This window comes from Burkholderia sp. 9777_1386 (assembly GCF_015712265.1).
GTDB classification, from domain to species: Bacteria; Pseudomonadota; Gammaproteobacteria; order Burkholderiales; family Burkholderiaceae; genus Burkholderia; species Burkholderia cenocepacia.
On the sequence record NZ_JACCQB010000015.1, the window covers coordinates 14,880 to 33,805 of the forward strand.

Here is an 18,926-nt window from a genome sequence, read left to right on the forward strand (position 1 = left end):
CCGAACCATCATGATTCTCAGAAAACTCTTCGGCTTCGTCGCGACCGCCGTCATCCTTCTCGTCGCGATCCTGATCGGGCGCTCGCTGTGGGTGCACTACATGGACGATCCGTGGACACGCGACGGGCGCGTGCGCGCCGAGATCGTCAACGTCGCGCCGGACGTGTCGGGCGCGATCGTCGAGCTGCCCGTGCATGACAACCAGCTCGTGAAGAAGGGCGACCTGATCATGCAGATCGATCCGTCGCATTACCAGATCGCGGTCGAGCAGGCGCAGGCGGCGGTGGCCGCCCGTCGCGCGGAACTGCAGATGCGCCGTGACGACGCGGCCCGCCGCGCGGACCTCGATGCGCTCGTCGTGTCGAAGGAAAACCGCGAGAATGCGGCGCACAGCGCGTCGAGCGCCGACGCGCAGTATCAGCAGGCCATCGCCGCGCTCGACGCCGCGAAGCTGAACCTCGCACGCACGCGCGTCGTCGCGCCGGTCGACGGCTACATCACGAACCTGCAGACCTTCAAGGGCAACTACGCGGTGGCCGGCCAGGCGAAGCTCGCGATCGTCGACAGCCACTCGTTCTGGGTCTACGGCTACTTCGAGGAAACCAAGCTGCCGCGCGTGAAGATCGGCGCACCGGCCGAAATGCGGCTGATGAGCGGCGGCGTGATGAAGGGCCACGTCGAGAGCATCTCGCGCGGCATCTACGATCGCGACAACCCGCAAAGCCGCGACCTCGTCGCGGACGTGAACCCGACCTTCAACTGGGTGCGCCTCGCGCAGCGCGTGCCGGTGCGCATCAAGATCGACGAAGTGCCGGCCGACGTGGTGCTGTCGGCGGGCACGACCTGCACGGTCATCATCGACCCCGACAAGCAGAAGAAGTCGTAAGCGCCGGCGCGCGCCGCGCGCTCAGGCGGCGATGCGGAAGCGCCCGACCAGCGCCTTCAATGCCTGCGCCTGCTCGTCGAGCGCGTTCGCGGCGGCCGCCGCCTGTTCGACGAGCGCCGCGTTCTGCTGGGTGCCGGCATCCATCTGCGTGACCGCGCGGCCGATCTCGTCGATCCCCGCGCTCTGCTCGTCCGACGCCGCCGAAATCTCGCCGATGATGTCGGTCACGCGCTTCACCGCGCGTACCACGTCGCCCATCGTACGGCCCGCGTCGTGCGCGAGCGCCGCGCCGTTCGCCACGCGCTCGACCGACGCGCCGATCAGTTCCCGAATCTCCTTGGCCGCGGTCGCCGAGCGCTGCGCGAGCAATCGCACCTCGCCGGCGACCACCGAGAAGCCGCGCCCCTGCTCGCCGGCACGCGCGGCCTCGACCGCCGCGTTCAACGCGAGAATGTTGGTCTGGAACGCGATCCCCTCGATCGTGCCGATGATGTCGCGAATGTTCTTCGCGCTGTCGTCGATCTCGCTCATCGTCGCGACCACGCGCCCGACGACTTCCCCGCCCGTCTCCGCGACCGCCGACGCATTGGCCGCGAGCGTGCTCGCCTGCCGCGCGTTCTCGGCGTTCTGCCGCACGGTCGACGTGAGCTGCTCCATGCTGGCCGCGGTGCGTTCGAGCGCGACGGCCTGCTGCTCGGTGCGCCGCGACAGGTCGAGGTTGCCGGTCGAGATCTCGCCGGACGCGGCCGCGATGGCCTCGGCGCTCACCGCGATCTCGCCCACGGTTGCCGCGAGCCCCGTCTGCATCTCGGCCAGCGCGCGCACCATGCTGTCGCGGTCGTGGCGAGCGAGCGTGATCGGCCGCGTCAGGTCGCCGCGCGCGATGTCCGCGGCAATCTCCTTCGCGAGCGCGGGCTCGCCGCCGAGCTGCGACGCGAGGCGTCGCACGACGCGCTCGGCGATCGCGACGGCCAGCACGATCAGCGCGGCCGTCATCGCCGCGATCATCGCGAACGACGACGAAAAAATGGTCGCGGACGCATCGAGCGTCGCCTTCGACTTCTCGCCGCGCGTCTTCACGAGTTCGGCGACGAGTTTTTCGAGCTTGCCGGTTTCGACCAGCAGCGACACGTCCTGCGTGCCGACCTGCCAGTTCATCTGCGACAGGTCGAGCGGCTGCGCGCGCACCAGCGTGACGAAATCGCGCAGATGCGTGCTCCACGTGCCGACCGCCGTCGAGAAGGCGTGCAGCCGCGCAGAATCGCCGGCATCGGCCGGATCGGCATAGCGCTGCAGCGTGCCGAGCGCCTGGCCGATCGACGCAAGCCCCGCGCTCACGTCGGCGCCGAGTTCGTCGCGCTCCTTCGCGGTGGTCGCGGTCAGCAGCATCTTCTGCGCGCGGCTCGCCCGCAGCACTTCGGCGCGGACTTCCTCGGCCGCCCGGCTCGCGACGTGCCCCTGCTCGTAGACCGACGCGATCGACGCGTTCAGCCGGCTGATCTGCCACAGCGAAAACACGCCGATCGCGAGCGTGCCGGCCAGCAGGATCGCGAATGCGGCGCGCAACGTCGCCTTGACGGTCCACGGCCGACGCGTGCGACGCGCCGCGCGCGCACGCCGAGCGGCGCGACCGGCGGCAACGTCGGGTGCGGCGGCGGCCGCACCCGGCTGTGGATGCAAAGATGCTGCTTTCATCGATCTATCCCCGTATTGATCACGCTGCCGGAAAGGTCGGTCCGGCGTTCCCGCGACGGCTGGCCATGCCGCGCGTCCTGCGCCCTGTCCGGCGGGTAGCCGGCGTCGGACGCGGCGCGCCTGTTGTCATTGGGTCGTTCTACGGCCGCCACCGCCGTTTCTTGAGTCCGGTAAACCACCACCCGGCCCCAGCGCGGCCGCCGCCGAAGCGGCCGACGCGCCGCCAGCGTTATACCTGTCCAAAAAAGCCCGCACCGGCCGATCCGTCACACGAATGTCCGATTCGCGATAAAACTTGGCCTGACATTCTCGATACGCCACATTACACTTCTTTGACGCATCAACGAATCGACAACGCGCCGATCCCCAGCAGAGCGCGCCAGCCACCTCAACTCGTTCAGCTCACATGGAAACCAGCCTCGACTCCGGCTCCGCCGGCGCAGCCGCCGCCCAGCCGTCCGCCCCGCCCGTCGCCCGCACCGTCTACCCGGTGCTCGGCGCGATCAGCTTTTCGCACATGCTCAACGACATGATCCAGTCGTTGATCCTCGCGATCTACCCGATGCTCAAGAGCCAGTTCGCGCTGTCGTTCGCGCAGATCGGCCTGATCACGCTCACCTACCAGATCACCGCGTCGCTGCTGCAGCCGCTGGTCGGCCTCTATACCGACAAGCGTCCGAAGCCGTATTCGCTGCCGGTCGGCATGGGCTTCACGCTCGCCGGGCTGCTGCTGATGTCGGTGGCGTCGAATTTCCCGATGCTGCTGGTGGCCGCCGCGCTCGTCGGCTGCGGCTCGTCGGTGTTCCATCCCGAATCGTCGCGGGTCGCGCGGATGGCGTCGGGCGGCCAGCACGGGCTCGCGCAGTCGGTGTTCCAGGTGGGCGGCAATGCCGGCTCCGCGCTCGGGCCGCTGCTCGCCGCGCTCGTGATCATTCCGCACGGCCAGCACAGCATCGCGTGGTTCTCGGCGGCCGCGCTCGTCGCGATGATCGTGCTCACGCAGATCGGCCACTGGTACAAGAAGCATCCGTCGATGAAGAAGAAGGCCGTGGCGGCCGGCCACCCGACGCTGTCGCGCGGCCGCGTGATGGGCGCGATCGGCGTGCTGGTGCTGCTCGTGTTCTCGAAATACTTCTACCTCGCGAGCATCAACAGCTATTTCACGTTCTACCTGATCGACAAGTTCCACCTGTCGGTGCAGGCCGCGCAGATCCACCTGTTCGTGTTCCTCGCGGCGGTGGCGGCCGGCACGCTGATCGGCGGGCCCGTCGGCGACCGGATCGGCCGCAAGTACGTGATCTGGGTGTCGATCTTGGGCGTCGCGCCGTTCACGATGCTGCTGCCGTACGCGAACCTGTTCTGGACGAGCGTGCTGACCGTGATCATCGGCGTCGTGCTGGCGTCGGCGTTCGCCGCGATCCTCGTCTACGCGACGGAGCTGATGCCCGGCAAGGTGGGGATGGTCGCGGGCCTGTTCTTCGGCTTCGCGTTCGGCCTGGGCGGCGTCGGCGCGGCGGTGCTCGGCCAGCTCGCCGACGCGACCAGCATCCCGTTCGTCTACAAGGTGTGCTCGTTCCTGCCGCTGATCGGCGTGCTGACGGTGTTCCTGCCGAACCTCGAAAGCAGCGGGCGCAAGAAGGCGTGACGAACGACCAGCCGCGGCGTGCGCGCCGCGGCTGGTCGAACGGTACGAACGGAAAATTCGACGGCGGCTTCAGGCCGCCGTCGTCGCATGCAGCGTCAGGAAACGCCTGAGGATGCCGGACGAATAGCTGCTCGCGATCGCCGACAGGAAGTGCGAGAACGACTGCGTCGCGTGATCGTCGGCCGTATCGGAGATCGTGCGCACGAGCGCGAACGGCACGTCGTGTTCCGCGCACACCTGCGCGATCGCCGCGCCTTCCATTTCGACCGCGAGCGCATCCGGCAGCGCGTCGCGCAGCGCGACGACCTCCTGCTCGCTCGACACGAAGCGGTCGCCGCTGATGACGAGCCCCGCGTGCAGCGCCGCGCCGGCGAGCCCGAAGCGCTCGGCGAACTGCGCGCCCTCCTCCTCGACGAACAGCGTGCACGCGGCCCGCAAGCGGGCCGTCAGCGCCGCGTCGGTCGCGAAACGCGTGATGCCGAGCAGCGGCACCTCGTAGCGCGGAAAGAGCGGCGACGCATCGAGATCGTGCTGCAGCAGCGTATCGGCCACGACGACGTCGCCGACCCGCACCGTGCGCGACACACCGCCCGCGACGCCGGTGAACACGACACCCGACACGCCGAACACATGGATCAGCGCGCTGACCGTCGCGGCGGCCGCGACCTTGCCGACCCGCGCGAGCGTGACGACGCAGGCCGCGCCGTGCACGGTGCCGACGTGATAATCGCGGCGGCCGAGCGTGACCGTCTTCATCGCGCCGTCGGCGCGCATCGCGGCGATCAGGTCGCCGAGCTCCTCGGGCAGCGCGGCCAGGATGCCGAGCGGACGCGCGGCGGGCGTCACGATCATGTCGACGTCCATCATTCCACCGCCTGCAGTTTCGCGACCGCGAGCGCGAGCCATTTCTCGCCGTGGCGCTTGAACTTCACCTGCGCCTTCGCATCGGTGCCGTTGCCTTCGAGTGCGGTGACCGTGCCTTCGCCGAACTTGGTATGGAACACCTGCTGGCCGACCCGGAAGCCGGCGTCGGCTGCGCGCTGCTTGTCCGCGAACGCGGGCAGCGGCGCGGACACGGCCGCGTCGACGATCTGCTCGCGACTGCCGCCGCCCGGCCGCGCGAACCAGTCGCGCCCGTACCCGGCGTTGTCCGAACGTCCGCCCCAGCGCGAGCCGGCCTCGACCTTCGGCGTGAGCCACTTCAACACGTGCTCGGGCAACTCGTCGAAGAAGCGCGAGCGCACGTTGTAGCGGGTCTGGCCATGCAGCATCCGGCTTTGCGCGAACGACAGGTAGAGCCGCTCCTTCGCGCGCGTGATCGCGACGTACATCAGCCGGCGCTCTTCCTCGAGGCCGTCCGATTCGAGCACGCTGTTCTCGTGCGGGAACAACCCTTCCTCGAGCCCCGTGATGAACACGGCCGAGAACTCGAGCCCCTTCGCCGCGTGCACCGTCATCAGCTGCACGGCGTCCTGGCCGGCCTGCGCCTGGTTGTCGCCGGCCTCCAGCGACGCATGCGACAGGAAGCCGGCGAGCGGCGTCATCGTGTCGGGGTTCTGTGCAGGGTCGGCGGGCGAGGCGGGATCGAGCACGTCGACCGACGGATCGTCCGTCGCGGTGCCGAGTTCAGGCGCCGCGATCGCCCCCGCGCGCAGCGGGATCGAGCGGGCCGGCGTGTCGAGCCCGTAGCCTTCCTCGGCGATGAACGCGGTGGCCGCGTTCACGAGTTCCTGCAAGTTCTCGAGGCGATCCTGCCCTTCGCGCTCGCCCTGGTAGAAATCGGCGAGACCGCTCGCGCGTACGATGTGCTCGACGGTGTCGGGCAGGTTCATGTGCTGCGTGTCGGCGCGCATCTTCGCGATCAGGTTCGCGAACCCGCCGAGGCTCGTGCCGGCCTTGCCGGTCACGTACGGAATCGCCGCGGCCATCGAGCAGCCGTACAGGCGCGCGGCGTCGGCCAGTTGCTCGATCGAGCGCGCACCGATGCCGCGCGTCGGGAAATTCACGACGCGCGCGAATGCCGTGTCGTCGTTCGGGTTGTCGATCAGGCGCAGGTACGCGAGCGCGTGCTTCACTTCCTGCCGCTCGAAAAAGCGCAGGCCGCCGTACACGCGGTACGGAATGCCCGACGACATCAGCGTGTGCTCGATCGAGCGCGACTGCGCGTTGCTGCGGTACAGGACGGCCACTTCGCTGCGCGCCATCCCGGTATTGATCAGCGAGCGGATCTCCTCGACGATCCAGCCGGCTTCCTGCGAATCCGTGCTGGCTTCGTACACGCGCACCGGTTCGCCGTGGCCGGCGTCGGTGCGCAGGTTCTTGCCGAGGCGGTGCGCGTTGTTCGAGATCAGCTGGTTCGCCGCGTCGAGGATGTTGCCGTGCGACCGGTAGTTCTGCTCGAGCTTGATCAGGTTGCGCACGCGGAATTCGTCTTCGAAGTCGCGCATGTTGCCGACGTTCGCGCCGCGGAACGCGTAGATCGACTGGTCGTCGTCGCCAACCGCGAAGATCGCGTTCTCGCCGCCCGCGAGCATCTTGAGCCACGCGTACTGCAGCTTGTTGGTGTCCTGGAACTCGTCGACGAGGATGTGCCGGAAGCGCGCCTGGTAGTGCGCGCGCAGCGGCGCGTTGTACGCGAGCAGTTCGTAGCAGCGCAGCAGCAGCTCGGGGAAATCGACGACGCCTTCGCGCTGGCACTGCTGGTCGTACGCCTGGTACAGCTCGACGAACTTGCGGTTGAAGTTGTCGGTCGCGTCGACCTTGTCCGGGCGCAGCCCCTGCTCCTTCGCGTTGTTGATGAAGTACTGGACGTTCTTCGGCGGATACTTTTCGTCGTCGACGTTCGCCGCCTTCATCAGCCGCTTGATCGCGGACAGCTGGTCGGCCGTGTCGAGGATCTGGAAGGTCTGCGGCAGGCCGGCGTCGCGCCAGTGCGTACGCAGCATCCGGTTGCACAGGCCGTGGAACGTACCGATCCACATCCCGCGCGTGTCGATCGGCATCATCGCCGACAGGCGCGCCATCATCTCGCGCGCGGCCTTGTTCGTGAAGGTGACGGCGAGCACGGTGGGCGGCGACGCATAGCCCTGCTGGATCAGCCAAGCGATGCGCGTGATCAGCACGCGGGTCTTGCCGCTGCCCGCCCCTGCGAGGATCAGCGCCGGTTCGTTCGGCAACGTGACGGCGGCGAGTTGTTCGGGGTTCAGATTGGCGAGCAGATCGGGCATGGAGCGGCAGCTGGCGGGCGAGAAAAATGCGGACCCGACATTATAAGTCGGCCGCGCGATGCCGTTTCCGATCCGTCCGGTCGCAGGTCGCATGCGCGTTGCAGGCCGGTTGCGCGCGCGTCCCGACAGGCCCGCGCCGGCAAGGCGATGGCTGGCCGATGGGCATCCATTTATAATTGTCAGATTCGGCATCCAATTCACGCATTTTTCGGCAGATTTCCAACATGAGCGACAACACGCTTGCGAAGAGCTTCGAGCCCCATACCATCGAGTCCCAATGGGGGCCGGAGTGGGAAAAACGCGGCTATGCCGCCCCGGCATTCGATCCGTCCCGCCCCGATTTCGCGATCCAGTTGCCGCCGCCGAACGTGACGGGCACGCTGCACATGGGCCACGCGTTCAACCAGACGATCATGGACGGCCTCGCCCGCTACCACCGGATGCTCGGCGAGAACACGCTGTGGGTGCCCGGCACCGACCACGCGGGGATCGCGACCCAGATCGTCGTCGAACGCCAGCTCGACGCGCAGGGCGTGTCGCGCCACGATCTCGGCCGCGAGAAGTTCGTCGAGCGCGTGTGGGAATGGAAGCAGAAATCCGGTTCGACGATCACCGACCAGGTGCGCCGCCTCGGCGCATCGACCGACTGGTCGCGCGAATACTTCACGATGGACGACAAGATGTCGGCCGCCGTGCGCGACGTGTTCGTCACGCTGTACGAACAAGGGCTGATCTACCGCGGCAAGCGCCTCGTCAACTGGGATCCGGTGCTGCTCACCGCCGTGTCGGACCTCGAAGTCGTCAGCGAAGAGGAAAACGGCCACCTGTGGCACATCCGCTACCCGCTCGTCGACGGCTCGGGCTCGCTGACCGTCGCCACCACGCGCCCCGAGACGATGCTCGGCGACGTCGCGCTGATGGTCCATCCGGAAGACGAACGCTACGCGCACCTGATCGGCCAACGCGTCACGCTGCCGCTGACCGGCCGCGAGATCCCGGTGATCGCCGACGACTACGTCGACCGCGAATTCGGCACGGGCGTCGTGAAGGTCACGCCCGCGCACGACTTCAACGACTACCAGGTCGGCGTGCGCCACAAGCTCGCACCGATCGAGATCCTGACGCTCGACGCGAAGATCAACGACAACGGCCCCGAGCAGTATCGCGGCCTCGACCGCTTCGACGCGCGCAAGGCGATCGTCGCCGACCTCGACGCGCAGGGCTTCCTCGACTCCGTGAAGCCGCACAAGCTGATGGTGCCGCGCGGCGACCGCACGGGCGTCGTGATCGAGCCGCTGCTGACCGACCAGTGGTTCGTCGCGATGACGAAGCCCGCGCCGGAAGGCACGTTCAATCCGGGCAAGTCGATCACCGAAGTATCGCTCGACGTGGTGCGCGACGGCCAGATCAAGTTCGTCCCGGAAAACTGGACGACCACCTACTACCAGTGGCTCGAGAACATCCAGGACTGGTGCATCTCGCGCCAGCTGTGGTGGGGCCACCAGATTCCCGCGTGGTACGGCGAGAACGGCGAGGTGTTCGTCGCGCGCAACGAGGAAGACGCGCGCGCGCAAGCCGCCGCGAAGGGTTACACGGGCGCGCTCAAGCGTGACGAAGACGTGCTCGACACGTGGTTCTCGTCGGCGCTCGTGCCGTTCTCGTCGCTCGGCTGGCCGAACGAAACGCCCGAACTGAAGCACTTCCTGCCGTCGTCGGTGCTCGTCACCGGCTTCGACATCATCTTCTTCTGGGTCGCCCGGATGGTGATGATGACCACGCACTTCACCGGCAAGGTGCCGTTCCATACCGTCTATATGCACGGCCTCGTGCGCGACGCGGAAGGCCAGAAGATGTCGAAGAGCAAGGGCAACACGCTCGACCCGATCGACATCGTCGACGGCATCGACCTCGAGTCGCTGGTCGCGAAGCGCACGACGGGCCTGATGAACCCGAAGCAGGCCGCGACCATCGAGAAGAAGACGCGCAAGGAATTCCCGGACGGCATCCCCGCGTTCGGCACCGACGCGCTGCGCTTCACGATGGCGTCGATGGCGACGCTCGGCCGCAACGTGAATTTCGACCTCGCGCGCTGCGAAGGCTATCGCAACTTCTGCAACAAGCTGTGGAACGCGACGCGCTTCGTGCTGATGAACTGCGAAGGCCACGACTGCGGCAACGACAAGCCGGAAGTGTGCGGCGCGGGCGACTGCGGCCCCGGCGGCTACCTCGACTTCTCCGCGGCCGACCGCTGGATCGTGTCGCTCTTGCAGCGCACCGAAGCCGACATCGCGAAGGGTTTCGCCGATTACCGCTTCGACAACATCGCGAGCAGCATCTACAAGTTCGTGTGGGACGAGTACTGCGACTGGTATCTCGAACTCGCGAAGGTGCAGATCCAGAACGGCACGCCGGAACAGCAGCGCGCCACCCGCCGCACGCTGCTGCGCGTGCTGGAAACGGTGCTGCGCCTCGCGCACCCGGTCATCCCGTTCATCACCGAAGCGCTCTGGCAGAAGGTCGCGCCGCTCGCCGGCCGCTATCCGCAGGGCAAGGCCGAAGGCGAAGCGTCGCTGATGACGCAGGCGTATCCGGTCGCGAACCTGCAGAAGCTCGACGAGGCGTCCGAGCAGTGGGCGGCCGACCTGAAGGCGATCGTCGACGCGTGCCGCAACCTGCGCGGCGAGATGAACCTGTCGCCGGCCACCAAGGTGCCGCTGCTCGCGGCGGGCGACGCCGAGCGCCTGCGCTCGTTCGCACCGTACGTCCGGGCGCTCGCGCGCCTGTCGGAAGTACAGATCCTCGCGGACGAAGCGGCGCTCGACAAGGAAGCGCACGGCGCGCCGATCGCGATCGTCGGCCCGAACAAGCTGGTGCTGAAGGTGGAAATCGACGTCGCGGCCGAACGCGAGCGCCTGTCGAAGGAAATCACGCGCCTGACGGGCGAGATCGCGAAGTGCAACGCGAAGCTCGGCAACGAGGCTTTCGTCGCGAAAGCCCCGCCGGCCGTGGTCGAACAGGAGCAGAAACGCGTCGCGGAATTCCAGAGCACGCTCGAAAAACTGCGTGCGCAGCTCGATCGGTTGCCTGCGTAACAAACGGTAAGGTCGTTTGCGTTCACTATAATGCGAACGTGAACATAGACCGTCTGACAAGTCGATTACAGGAATAAAGGTTCGATCATGTTGAAAGTCACCAAGGCGGTATTCCCCGTTGCCGGTCTCGGCACGCGGTTCCTCCCGGCAACGAAGGCGAGCCCGAAGGAGATGCTGCCGGTCGTCGACAAGCCGCTGATCCAGTATGCGGTCGAGGAAGCGATCGCGGCGGGCATCACCGAGATGATCTTCGTCACCGGGCGCAGCAAGCGCGCGATCGAGGATCACTTCGACAAGTCGTACGAGATCGAGGCCGAACTCGAGGCGCGCGGCAAGGAAAAGCTGCTCGAACTGGTGCGCAGCATCAAGCCGAGCCACGTCGACTGCTTCTACGTGCGCCAGCCGGAGGCGCTCGGCCTCGGCCACGCGGTGCTGTGCGCGGAAAAGCTGGTTGCCGACAACCCGTTCGCGGTGATCCTCGCGGACGACCTGCTCGACGGCAACCCGCCGGTGATGAAGCAGATGGTCGACGTGTTCGACCACTATCACAGCTCGGTGATCGGCGTCGAAGAGATCCCGCCGTCGGAGACGAAGTCGTACGGCATCGTCGACGGCAAGGAATGGGAAGAGTCGATCGTCAAGATGTCGGCGATCGTCGAGAAGCCGGCGCCGGAAGTCGCGCCGTCGAACCTCGGCGTGGTCGGCCGCTACATCCTGAAGCCGCGGATTTTCGAGCACCTGCGCGCGCTGAAGCCGGGCGCGGGCGGCGAGCTGCAGCTCACCGACGCGATCCAGGCGCTGCTCGCCGACGAACAGGTGCTGGCCTACAAGTATCAGGGCACGCGCTACGACTGCGGCAGCAAGCTCGGCTACCTGAAGGCGACGGTCGAATTCGCGCTGCGCCACCCGGAAGTCGGTGCGGAGTTCGAGACGTACCTGCGCACGCGCGACGGCGCTCAACCGACCGTCTGAACGCGGCAAGGGCGCGCCCCGGCGGGCCCGCCCTCACCTCACGGCCACCGCTTCAGCGCGCGTCGGCCGGCTTCACCGAGACGACGCCCGGCATGCCGCCCGCGTCGTCTTTTTTCGTCTTGACCAGCCAGCCGCTGCCGTCGCCGAACGGCACCTTCGCCAGCGCGCTCTTCACGAGCGCCGGCGCGGCCTGCTGCGTGCCCGGATCGCGGTCGCGCAGCGAGGCCGATACGCGATAGACGTCGGCGCCGGATTTCGCATCGACGAAACGCAGCGTCAGCACGTGGCGGTACACGCGCCCCATGAACGGCAGCGCGAGCGGCGCGGGCCCGTCGACCGTCACGCAGGCGCTGCTCGCCGCGCCGCACCGCTCGGCGATCGCCGCGACCGCCGCCGGCTGCGTCGCATACGCGATCGACAACCGGTAACGCGCGTCCTTGAGCGGCTGCGCATCGAAGCCGCGGCGCGCGAGCTCGTCGCGCACCAGCGTCTCGATCTGCCGGTACTCGGCATCGCCCGCCTGTGCGGCCGTCCGCACGAAATCGTAGCCGTGCGCACCGGATGCAAATGCATTCGGCTGCCCGACCGCGCTCACGCCGGTCGTCACGCCGGCGCAACCCGTCAACAGCGACGCCGCCAGCGCGGTCGCTGCCCATTGCTTTCTCATGACTTTCCCCAAATGCCTGCCGTCGCGCCCGGCCCTGTCAGGCGGACGGCTCGTCGATCGCGGGCAGCGACACCGTCACCGCGGTACCGACACCCACTTCGCTGTCGACCGACACGCTGCCCCCATGGCGCGTGACGACCGTCTTCACGAACGCCATGCCGAGCCCGGAACCCGAGATTTCGGGCCGCTCGCCGGCATGGAATCGCTTGAAACGCTCGAACAGATGCCGCTGATCTTCCGGCGCAATGCCGTACCCCTGATCGCGAATCGTACAGAACATCCGCTTCGATGCGTGTTCGACCGTCAGCGTACACGTGATCACCGTGTCGGACGGACTGTATTTGACCGCATTGTTCAGCAGGTTCACGAAGGCGCGCGTGATCAGCGAACGGTCCGCGCGCACCCAGCACATGTCGGTGCCCACGCCGGTCTCGACGCGGATGTGTTTCGCCTGCGCCTGCGGCCACACCTCGTCGCTCGCATCGATCAGCACGTCGACGAGGCTCGTCACCTCGAGCTGGTACGCCTGCGACTCGGCGCGCGCCAGCTGCACGAACTCGTCGGCGAGCGACAGCGCGCGGTGCGCATAGCGCTCGATCCGCGCGAGCAGCCCGCGCATCGCGTCGCTCTCGACGCGGTCGCGCTCGATCTCGACCAGCGCGAGGATCGACGACTGCGGCGAGCGCATGTCGTGCGACAGCAGGTGCAGCGCTTCCTCGCGCTGCCGCTCGGCCGCGTGCAGCTCGGTCACGTCGACGAGGCCGGCAATCCAGCCGGTCACGCGCCCTTGCGCGTTGGTACACGCCGCGTAGCGTAGCAGATGGTCGAGCCCGTCGCGATCGCGCACCTCGATGCCGCGCGCCATCGCGTCGTGCTCGGCCTCGAGCGTCGGATCGAGCACGGCCGGCCAGTGCTCGCGGATCGCCGCGTCGTGCTCGGCGTTGCCGTCGACGGTCTTCATGAACGTCAGCTCGCCAAGTGCGGTGCGCAGCGGCCGCCCTTCCGGCAGCGGCAACGCGAGCCGCGACCCGTAGCGTTTCGCCGCATGGTTCGCGATCAGCACGGTGCCCGCGAGATCGGTCACGAAGATCGGCTCGGGCATGCTGTCGAGGCTGTCCCACACGAAGCGCTTCATGTCCTGCACGCGCTGCGCGGCCTGCGCCATCAGCGCCATCTGCCGCTCCAGCACGTCGCCGCCGACGCTGCGCGTACGCGGCGCCTCCGGCAGCAGGTGCGGTTCGTCGGCAAGCTTCTGCAGCTCGCGACGCAGGTACGACATCGTCATTTCGAGCCGCCGCCAGTTCCAGATCGGGTAGACGGCAATCAACCCGAAGATCGCCGGCGCCGGCGTGAGCCAGATGCGCGCCTCGAACAGCAGCACGAGGCTCGCGACGACGGCGAGCGCGGCCAGGCTCAGCGTCAGCAGCAGCGCGCGCCACGGCGACAGCATCAGGAAGCCGCCGAGCAACACGGCGAGCGGCAGCAGCGACGCGACGAACAGCCCCGCGCGCGACGCGGGCGAGATCGCGCTGCCGGTTGCCAGCATGTCGAGCACGTTCGCATGGATGTACACGCCGGCGAGCGGGCCGAACTCGCCGGACACCGGCGTCGCGAAGCGGTCGTACAGCCCCGACGCGGTCACGCCGACGACGACGATCTTGCCGCGCAGCGCGTCGGGCTTCACGCGCCCTTCGAGCACGTCGTCGAACGACAGCGTCGGATACGCGGGCGTATTGCGGCTGAACGGGATCAGGTAGCGGCCGTCGCCCGCCGCATCGCGCGACAGGTCGTGCGCGTTCGCACCGGGCACGCCGCCGACCGGGTGCAGCCGGCCGGCCTGGATCGCCCGATAGACGGGCACCATCAGTTGCGGCCAGCGCACGCGCCCGTCGCTTTCGAACAGCGCGACGCTGCGCACGATGCCGTCGCGATCGACTTCGAGATTGATATGGCCGAGCCCCGTCGCGCGCGCGGCGAGCGCGGCGACCGGCGGATCGACCGAGCGCGTGCCGTCCGCCTGCTCGGGGCTCAACAGCACCGGCAGGAAAGTCGGCACGCGGCTCATCGCATCCGCGAACGTGCGATCCTCCGGCGACGGTTCGGTAAACAGCACGTCGTAGACGACGGCGGCCGGCTGCGCGCGCGCGAGCGTGTCGAGCAGCCGTGCATGCACGTCGCGCGGCCACGGCCAGCGACCGAGCGCGGACACGCTCTGGTTGTCGATGTCGACGACGACCACGTCGGGCGACAGCGGCAGGCTGCGCAGCATCAGCAGCCGGTCGTAGATCAGCCCGTCGACGCTCGACGACAGGCGGCCGAGCGCGCACGCGAGAATCACCGCGATCCCGAGACAGCCGATCGCGATCCATTCGATCAGGAAGCGGCGGCCGAGGCGCCGCCGCGGAGAAACGGAGTCGGGTTTCATGCGCCGCGGGTCAGCGCGACAACGTGAACGCGCTGACCGGACTGGTCTTCTCGTAGAACTTGCCGCCTTCGAATTCCTCGACGGTCACGGCCCAGAAATAGTCGCCCGGCGGCAGGTGCGCGACGGTGATCTGGCGCGCGTGCAGGCCGACCTGGTCGACGACCGGCGCGCTCAGGTCCTTCGAGCGCGACAGCACGAACCGGTAACGCGCGCCCTTGCCCGAACCGTTCGGCGACCAGCGGAACTCGTAACCGCCCGCGCCTTGCGACGCGCTCGCGTCGAGCCCCATCACGCGGCGCTCGAACGCATAGGTGCGCGGCAGCCCTTCGAGGCCGTTCGCATCGATCGCGGCGATCCGCACGAAGTAATTCCCGTTCGGCACGTCGCGGAACACCGCACGCGGCGAATCGGTGCGCGTTTCGCGGAACAGGTCGAGCAGCCCCGCGTCGTGCGCGAGCTGCACGCGATACGCGTGCGCCTGCGGGAGCGGCGCGACGTCGAATGCGACGTCGGGCTCGTCCTGCACCTTGTCGGGATGCGCGAGCGAGGGCGCGCCCAGCAGCTGGACGGGCGCACCGACCGCGCCGGACGACGTCGCGACGCTGCCGAAGTTCGCATGCACGAGGGTCGCGCCGGCCGGCTGCCGGCCGCCCGCGACGCCGACGGTGCCGTCGAGCACTTCGACGCGCGTCGCCGCATTGCCGGCCGCATCGTAGTTCACGCGAAAACGCGTGCCGCGCACGCCGGCCACGACCGACGGCGAGCGGATCTGGAAGCGGTCGTCGCGTTTCTTCAGGTGGGTGACTTCGCTGTCGACCGAGCCGCGCGTGAGTTCGAACTCGCGATCGAGCGTGCCGGTCAGCACCGTGCGGCGCAGCGACTTCAGGTCGAGCTGGCTGTCGGGCGGCAGGCTCATGTGCGTGCCGTCGGTCAGCTCGATCGTCACGAAGCCGTTCGGGCCGGTGCGCACGCGGTCGCCTTCGGCGAGCGTCGCATCGTTCGCGAGCGGCGCGAAAGCCGCGCCGGACGCGCGCTCGGCCGTGCCCTGCACCGCGATCACGCGTGCGGTGAGCTTTTCCTTGCGCAGCCGCGCGACCGGCAGTTTCAGCGCGACGCCGGGCTGCAGGTGCTTCGGCGCCGGCACGCCGTTGATCTGCTGGAGCAGTTGCCAGTCGTCCGCGCCCTGCAGGTAGCGCGCGGCGACGTCGTACAGCGTGTCGCCCGCCTGCGTGCGATAGACGACCATCTTGCCCGCGGCGGCGGGCGGCTGCGCCGCGGCCTGCTGCGCGGTGAACGCCAACGCGACCGCGCAGGCGGCGCGCAGCGCCGCCGTGCGCACACTCGCCGTGCGCTGCGTGATTCGCATGGTCACTCCGGTTCCCCCTGGCCGACCCGCTCGAGCCGGTAGCCGTACCCGTAGATCGGCGCCAGACGGTAGCCGTTTTCGGGCCGCAGGCCGAGCTTGGTGCGCAGCATCGAAATATGCGTATCCATCGTGCGCGACGGGATGTCGGTCGCCTGCTTCCACACGAGGTCGAGAATGTGCGCGCGCGACAGCGGCCGGTCGAGATGCTGGAACAGCAGCAGCGCGAGCTCGAATTCCTTTTGCGTGAGGCTCACGGCCTTGTCGCCGACGTACGCCTGCTTCAGGTTCACGTCGAAACGGAACTGGTCGAATTCGCGGACGGTCGCCTCGGCGTTGACCGGATACGCGCGGCGCAGCAGCGAACCGATGCGCGCGCGCAGGATCGGGCCCGACACGGGCTTGACCACGTAATCGTCGGCGCCGGCGTTGAGGATCTGCGTGATCCCCGCCTCGTCGTCGCGGCTCGTCATGAAGATAATCGGCAGGCTGTGCTCGGTCTGATTGGCGCGCACCCACTTGAGCACTTCCTCGCCGGACATGTCGGGCACGTTCCAGTCGAGCACCAGCAGATCGAACGTCTCGCGCTGCAGGCGCTTCTTCAGGGCCTTGCCTTCCTTGAACGCATAGCACGTATGGCCAACGGCCGTCAGCGTTTGACTGACGAAATCCGTCTGGGCCGGATCGTCATCCAGTACAGCAATTCTCATAGCACCCCGCAAATCGAAGTCGATTCGTCCATCCGGCTCCCGCGCCTGCCCCGGCCGCGCAGCCTGCGCGCGGCGTCCGGATACCGGCCGGCGAGCCGTCGTTCGCCGCTCGCGCCACCTGCGCAAACCGGCGACCCCGGTCAAATATCTCAAAAACGGGGCACGGACGAACCGGCGATTTCATCATAGTAGTATGAAATTCGCCAAGAAATTGCGCGGACTATCGCCCTTTCTTCGAATAATCCTTTCTGTTGCGCAACCGGGCGCCTATTCGGCGCCCGCGATGCCGGCCACCGGCTCGGCAAAATCGTCGATCGGCATGCGTGGCGACGGCGACTCCGACAGCGGCGATTGCGCAAGCATCCGCTGCAGCTGGTCGCGCACCCGCTCCCAGGCATGGGCTGCATAGTCGGGCTGGCCCGCCGCCCATGCCTGCGCCAGATCGAACACGCGTTCGATCGTCGCACCGCAGTAGGTCAGGCCGGAGCCGTCGTCCCGCGCGGCGTCGCGCAGCCGTTCGTCGAGCCATTCGGCCAGCCACGGCATCTCGGCCGCGGCCGAATCCGCATACGCCTCCAGCGCGGCACGCGCGTGGCGGTCCTGTTGCGGATCGAGCTCGATCCGGCTCAATTCCGAGGTGCGCACGGGCGCAATGCTTTCCGCTCCGGACGGACTTCGAAGGGTCCCTGGTCTGAAGGACATGTCCTCTCCCCGTTGTACGACGGTAGCGTCAGGCATGGCCCCCGTGCCCGCCGTACGACGTACCGTGGCCGGCGCCTCCGCTGGGAGCGGACGACCGGCCGGGTCAGTATACGCAGCCGGTCACGCAACGAGGTTTAAGAATTGTCAGAGAGGGGCGCCCGGCTAGGGGCGCCCGGTCAGGTGCGGCCGGTCAAGCGCACCGGCCAGGAGCCCGGCGCGGCGGGACGTGCGACGCGCGCCGTCAGCGGCGACGCATCAGGAACACGAAGGTCTTGTCCTGGGTCGTCGATTCGACGATCTCGTTGCCCGTCTGCTTCGCGAACGCGGCGAAATCGCGCTGCGAGCCCGGATCGGTCGCGAGCACCTTGAGGATCTGCCCGCTTTCCATATCGGCAAGCGCTTTCTTGGCACGCAGGATCGGCAACGGGCAATTGAGCCCGCGCGCGTCCACTTCCTTGTGAATCTGCATCGGCTGTCGACCTTCGAATGACGCGCCACACACGGCGCGGGAGGAAGCCGCGATTTTACCGCAGCGCCGCGGCGCCTGCCCGGCCCGCCCACGGCCGGGCGCCCGCCGGCGCCCGGCTCACGCGCCGGAAAAGCCGCCCGCGAGCCGGTCGCGCAGATGCCGCACGAGCGCGCGCACCGCGCTCGGCACGACCGGGCTGTACGGGCGGATCGCGAAAATGTGGTCGCCGAACGCGCCCGACGGCCGCCAGCCGTCGAGCAGCGCGACGAGCCGGCCGGCGTCGAGATCGCGCCGCGCGCTGAAGTCCGGCAGCAGCGCGATGCCGAGCCCGCCGAGCGCGGCCTCGCGCATCGCCTCGCTGTTGTTCGCCGCGAAACTGCCGCGCACCGGCACGCTCACGCGCTGGCGCCGGCGGCCGTCCGGCTCGAAGCTCCACGCGGCCGGCTCGTTGTCGCGCAGGTAGCACAGGCAGCTGTGATCGACGAGTTCGCTCGGGTGGCGCGGCGCGCCGCGCGCGTCGAGATAGTCGCGGCTCGCGACCAGCAGCGAACGCGTGTCGCACAGCTTCCATGCGACGTGGGTCTGCGGTGCGGTGGTCGTATGGCGGATCGCGAGGTCGAAGCCCTCCTGCGTCAGCGAATGCAGGCGGTCCGACAGGTCGAGCTCGATCTGTACGCCCGGATGCTGGCGCAGGAAATCGGGCAGGTGCGGCACGACCTGCTGGCGGCCAAGCGCGACCGGCACCGTCACGCGCAGCAGCCCGCGCGGCTCGCCGGCGAGATCCTTCACGCGCGCGAAGTGCTGGCCGATCGACTCGAACGCGTCGCGCGTGCTGTCGACGAGCGTCTGGCCCGCATCGGTGAGCCGCACGCTGCGCGTGGTGCGGCGCACGAGCGGCACGCCGGCCGCCTTTTCGAGATCGGCGATGCGCTGGCTCATCGCGGCCTTGCTGATGCCGAGCCGCTGCGCGGCAGCGGTGAAACTGCCGGCCGCGGCCAGCACCGTCAGCGAATGGATATGCGGCCAGAGCGCCTGGACATTTTGCTGATTCATCCACTGATTATTCAGAATTC

Annotated in this window: 14 protein-coding genes; 4 read left to right on the top strand and 10 right to left on the bottom strand. The window is 68.2% G+C overall.

Annotated elements, in window-relative coordinates; all coding sequences use genetic code 11:
- The first annotated feature begins 10 nt into the window (after positions 1 to 10).
- Entirely contained in the window at positions 11 to 886 is an 876-nt protein-coding gene (locus H0X91_RS14110; RefSeq protein WP_006490438.1) for an efflux RND transporter periplasmic adaptor subunit, read from the top strand.
- Between the two features lie 21 nt (positions 887 to 907).
- Here H0X91_RS14110 and H0X91_RS14115 read toward each other — a convergent pair whose 3' ends face one another.
- On the bottom strand, positions 908 to 2,581 hold the full coding sequence (locus tag H0X91_RS14115) for a methyl-accepting chemotaxis protein (protein WP_060210699.1): 1,674 nt from the start codon (positions 2,579 to 2,581) through the stop codon (positions 908 to 910).
- Between the two features lie 406 nt (positions 2,582 to 2,987).
- On the opposite strand from H0X91_RS14115, the gene H0X91_RS14120 reads away from it, so the two are divergent.
- The gene (locus tag H0X91_RS14120) at positions 2,988 to 4,226 is read left to right on the top strand and encodes an MFS transporter (protein WP_006491594.1); all 1,239 of its coding nucleotides are present in this window, start codon (positions 2,988 to 2,990) and stop codon (positions 4,224 to 4,226) included.
- A 69-nt stretch (positions 4,227 to 4,295) separates the two neighbouring features.
- Here H0X91_RS14120 and H0X91_RS14125 read toward each other — a convergent pair whose 3' ends face one another.
- Both H0X91_RS14125 and H0X91_RS14130 read right to left on the bottom strand, forming a co-directional pair.
- Positions 4,296 to 5,090, bottom strand: coding sequence for a 5'-methylthioadenosine/adenosylhomocysteine nucleosidase (locus H0X91_RS14125; RefSeq protein WP_369718803.1), 795 nt, complete (start codon positions 5,088 to 5,090; stop codon positions 4,296 to 4,298).
- The gene (locus tag H0X91_RS14130; protein ID WP_069352013.1) at positions 5,090 to 7,453 is read right to left on the bottom strand and encodes a UvrD-helicase domain-containing protein; all 2,364 of its coding nucleotides are present in this window, start codon (positions 7,451 to 7,453) and stop codon (positions 5,090 to 5,092) included. Before H0X91_RS14130 ends, H0X91_RS14125 begins: the two co-directional genes overlap by 1 nt.
- 224 nt (positions 7,454 to 7,677) lie before the next feature.
- Here H0X91_RS14130 and H0X91_RS14135 point away from each other — a divergent pair, with 224 nt between their 5' ends.
- Positions 7,678 to 10,545, top strand: a complete 2,868-nt coding sequence (locus H0X91_RS14135; protein ID WP_196433097.1) for a valine--tRNA ligase — start codon at positions 7,678 to 7,680, stop codon at positions 10,543 to 10,545.
- 87 nt (positions 10,546 to 10,632) lie between these two features.
- Positions 10,633 to 11,517 (top strand): UTP--glucose-1-phosphate uridylyltransferase GalU, encoded by an 885-nt coding sequence (gene galU, locus H0X91_RS14140; protein ID WP_006490437.1) that lies wholly within the window; start codon positions 10,633 to 10,635, stop codon positions 11,515 to 11,517.
- A gap of 52 nt (positions 11,518 to 11,569) precedes the next feature.
- Here the strand turns inward: galU and H0X91_RS14145 are convergent, their stop codons facing one another.
- From H0X91_RS14145 to H0X91_RS14175, 7 genes are all read right to left on the bottom strand, one after another.
- Entirely contained in the window at positions 11,570 to 12,184 is a 615-nt protein-coding gene (locus H0X91_RS14145; protein WP_006490440.1) for a DUF4136 domain-containing protein, read from the bottom strand.
- Between the two features lie 37 nt (positions 12,185 to 12,221).
- Entirely contained in the window at positions 12,222 to 14,609 is a 2,388-nt protein-coding gene (locus H0X91_RS14150; protein ID WP_006490408.1) for a CHASE2 domain-containing protein, read from the bottom strand.
- Between the two features lie 10 nt (positions 14,610 to 14,619).
- Complete coding sequence (locus H0X91_RS14155) at positions 14,620 to 15,981, bottom strand: FecR family protein (protein WP_048988915.1); 1,362 nt, start codon at positions 15,979 to 15,981, stop codon at positions 14,620 to 14,622.
- Positions 15,978 to 16,682, bottom strand: a complete 705-nt coding sequence (locus H0X91_RS14160; protein WP_006490421.1) for a response regulator transcription factor — start codon at positions 16,680 to 16,682, stop codon at positions 15,978 to 15,980. The genes H0X91_RS14155 and H0X91_RS14160 overlap by 4 nt, the downstream gene beginning before the upstream one ends.
- A gap of 267 nt (positions 16,683 to 16,949) precedes the next feature.
- Complete coding sequence (locus H0X91_RS14165; protein ID WP_012492542.1) at positions 16,950 to 17,384, bottom strand: hypothetical protein; 435 nt, start codon at positions 17,382 to 17,384, stop codon at positions 16,950 to 16,952.
- A gap of 241 nt (positions 17,385 to 17,625) precedes the next feature.
- Positions 17,626 to 17,853, bottom strand: a complete 228-nt coding sequence (locus H0X91_RS14170; RefSeq protein ID WP_006402122.1) for a sulfurtransferase TusA family protein — start codon at positions 17,851 to 17,853, stop codon at positions 17,626 to 17,628.
- A 117-nt stretch (positions 17,854 to 17,970) separates the two neighbouring features.
- Entirely contained in the window at positions 17,971 to 18,906 is a 936-nt protein-coding gene (locus H0X91_RS14175; RefSeq protein ID WP_059721325.1) for a LysR family transcriptional regulator, read from the bottom strand.
- Positions 18,907 to 18,926 lie beyond the last annotated feature (20 nt).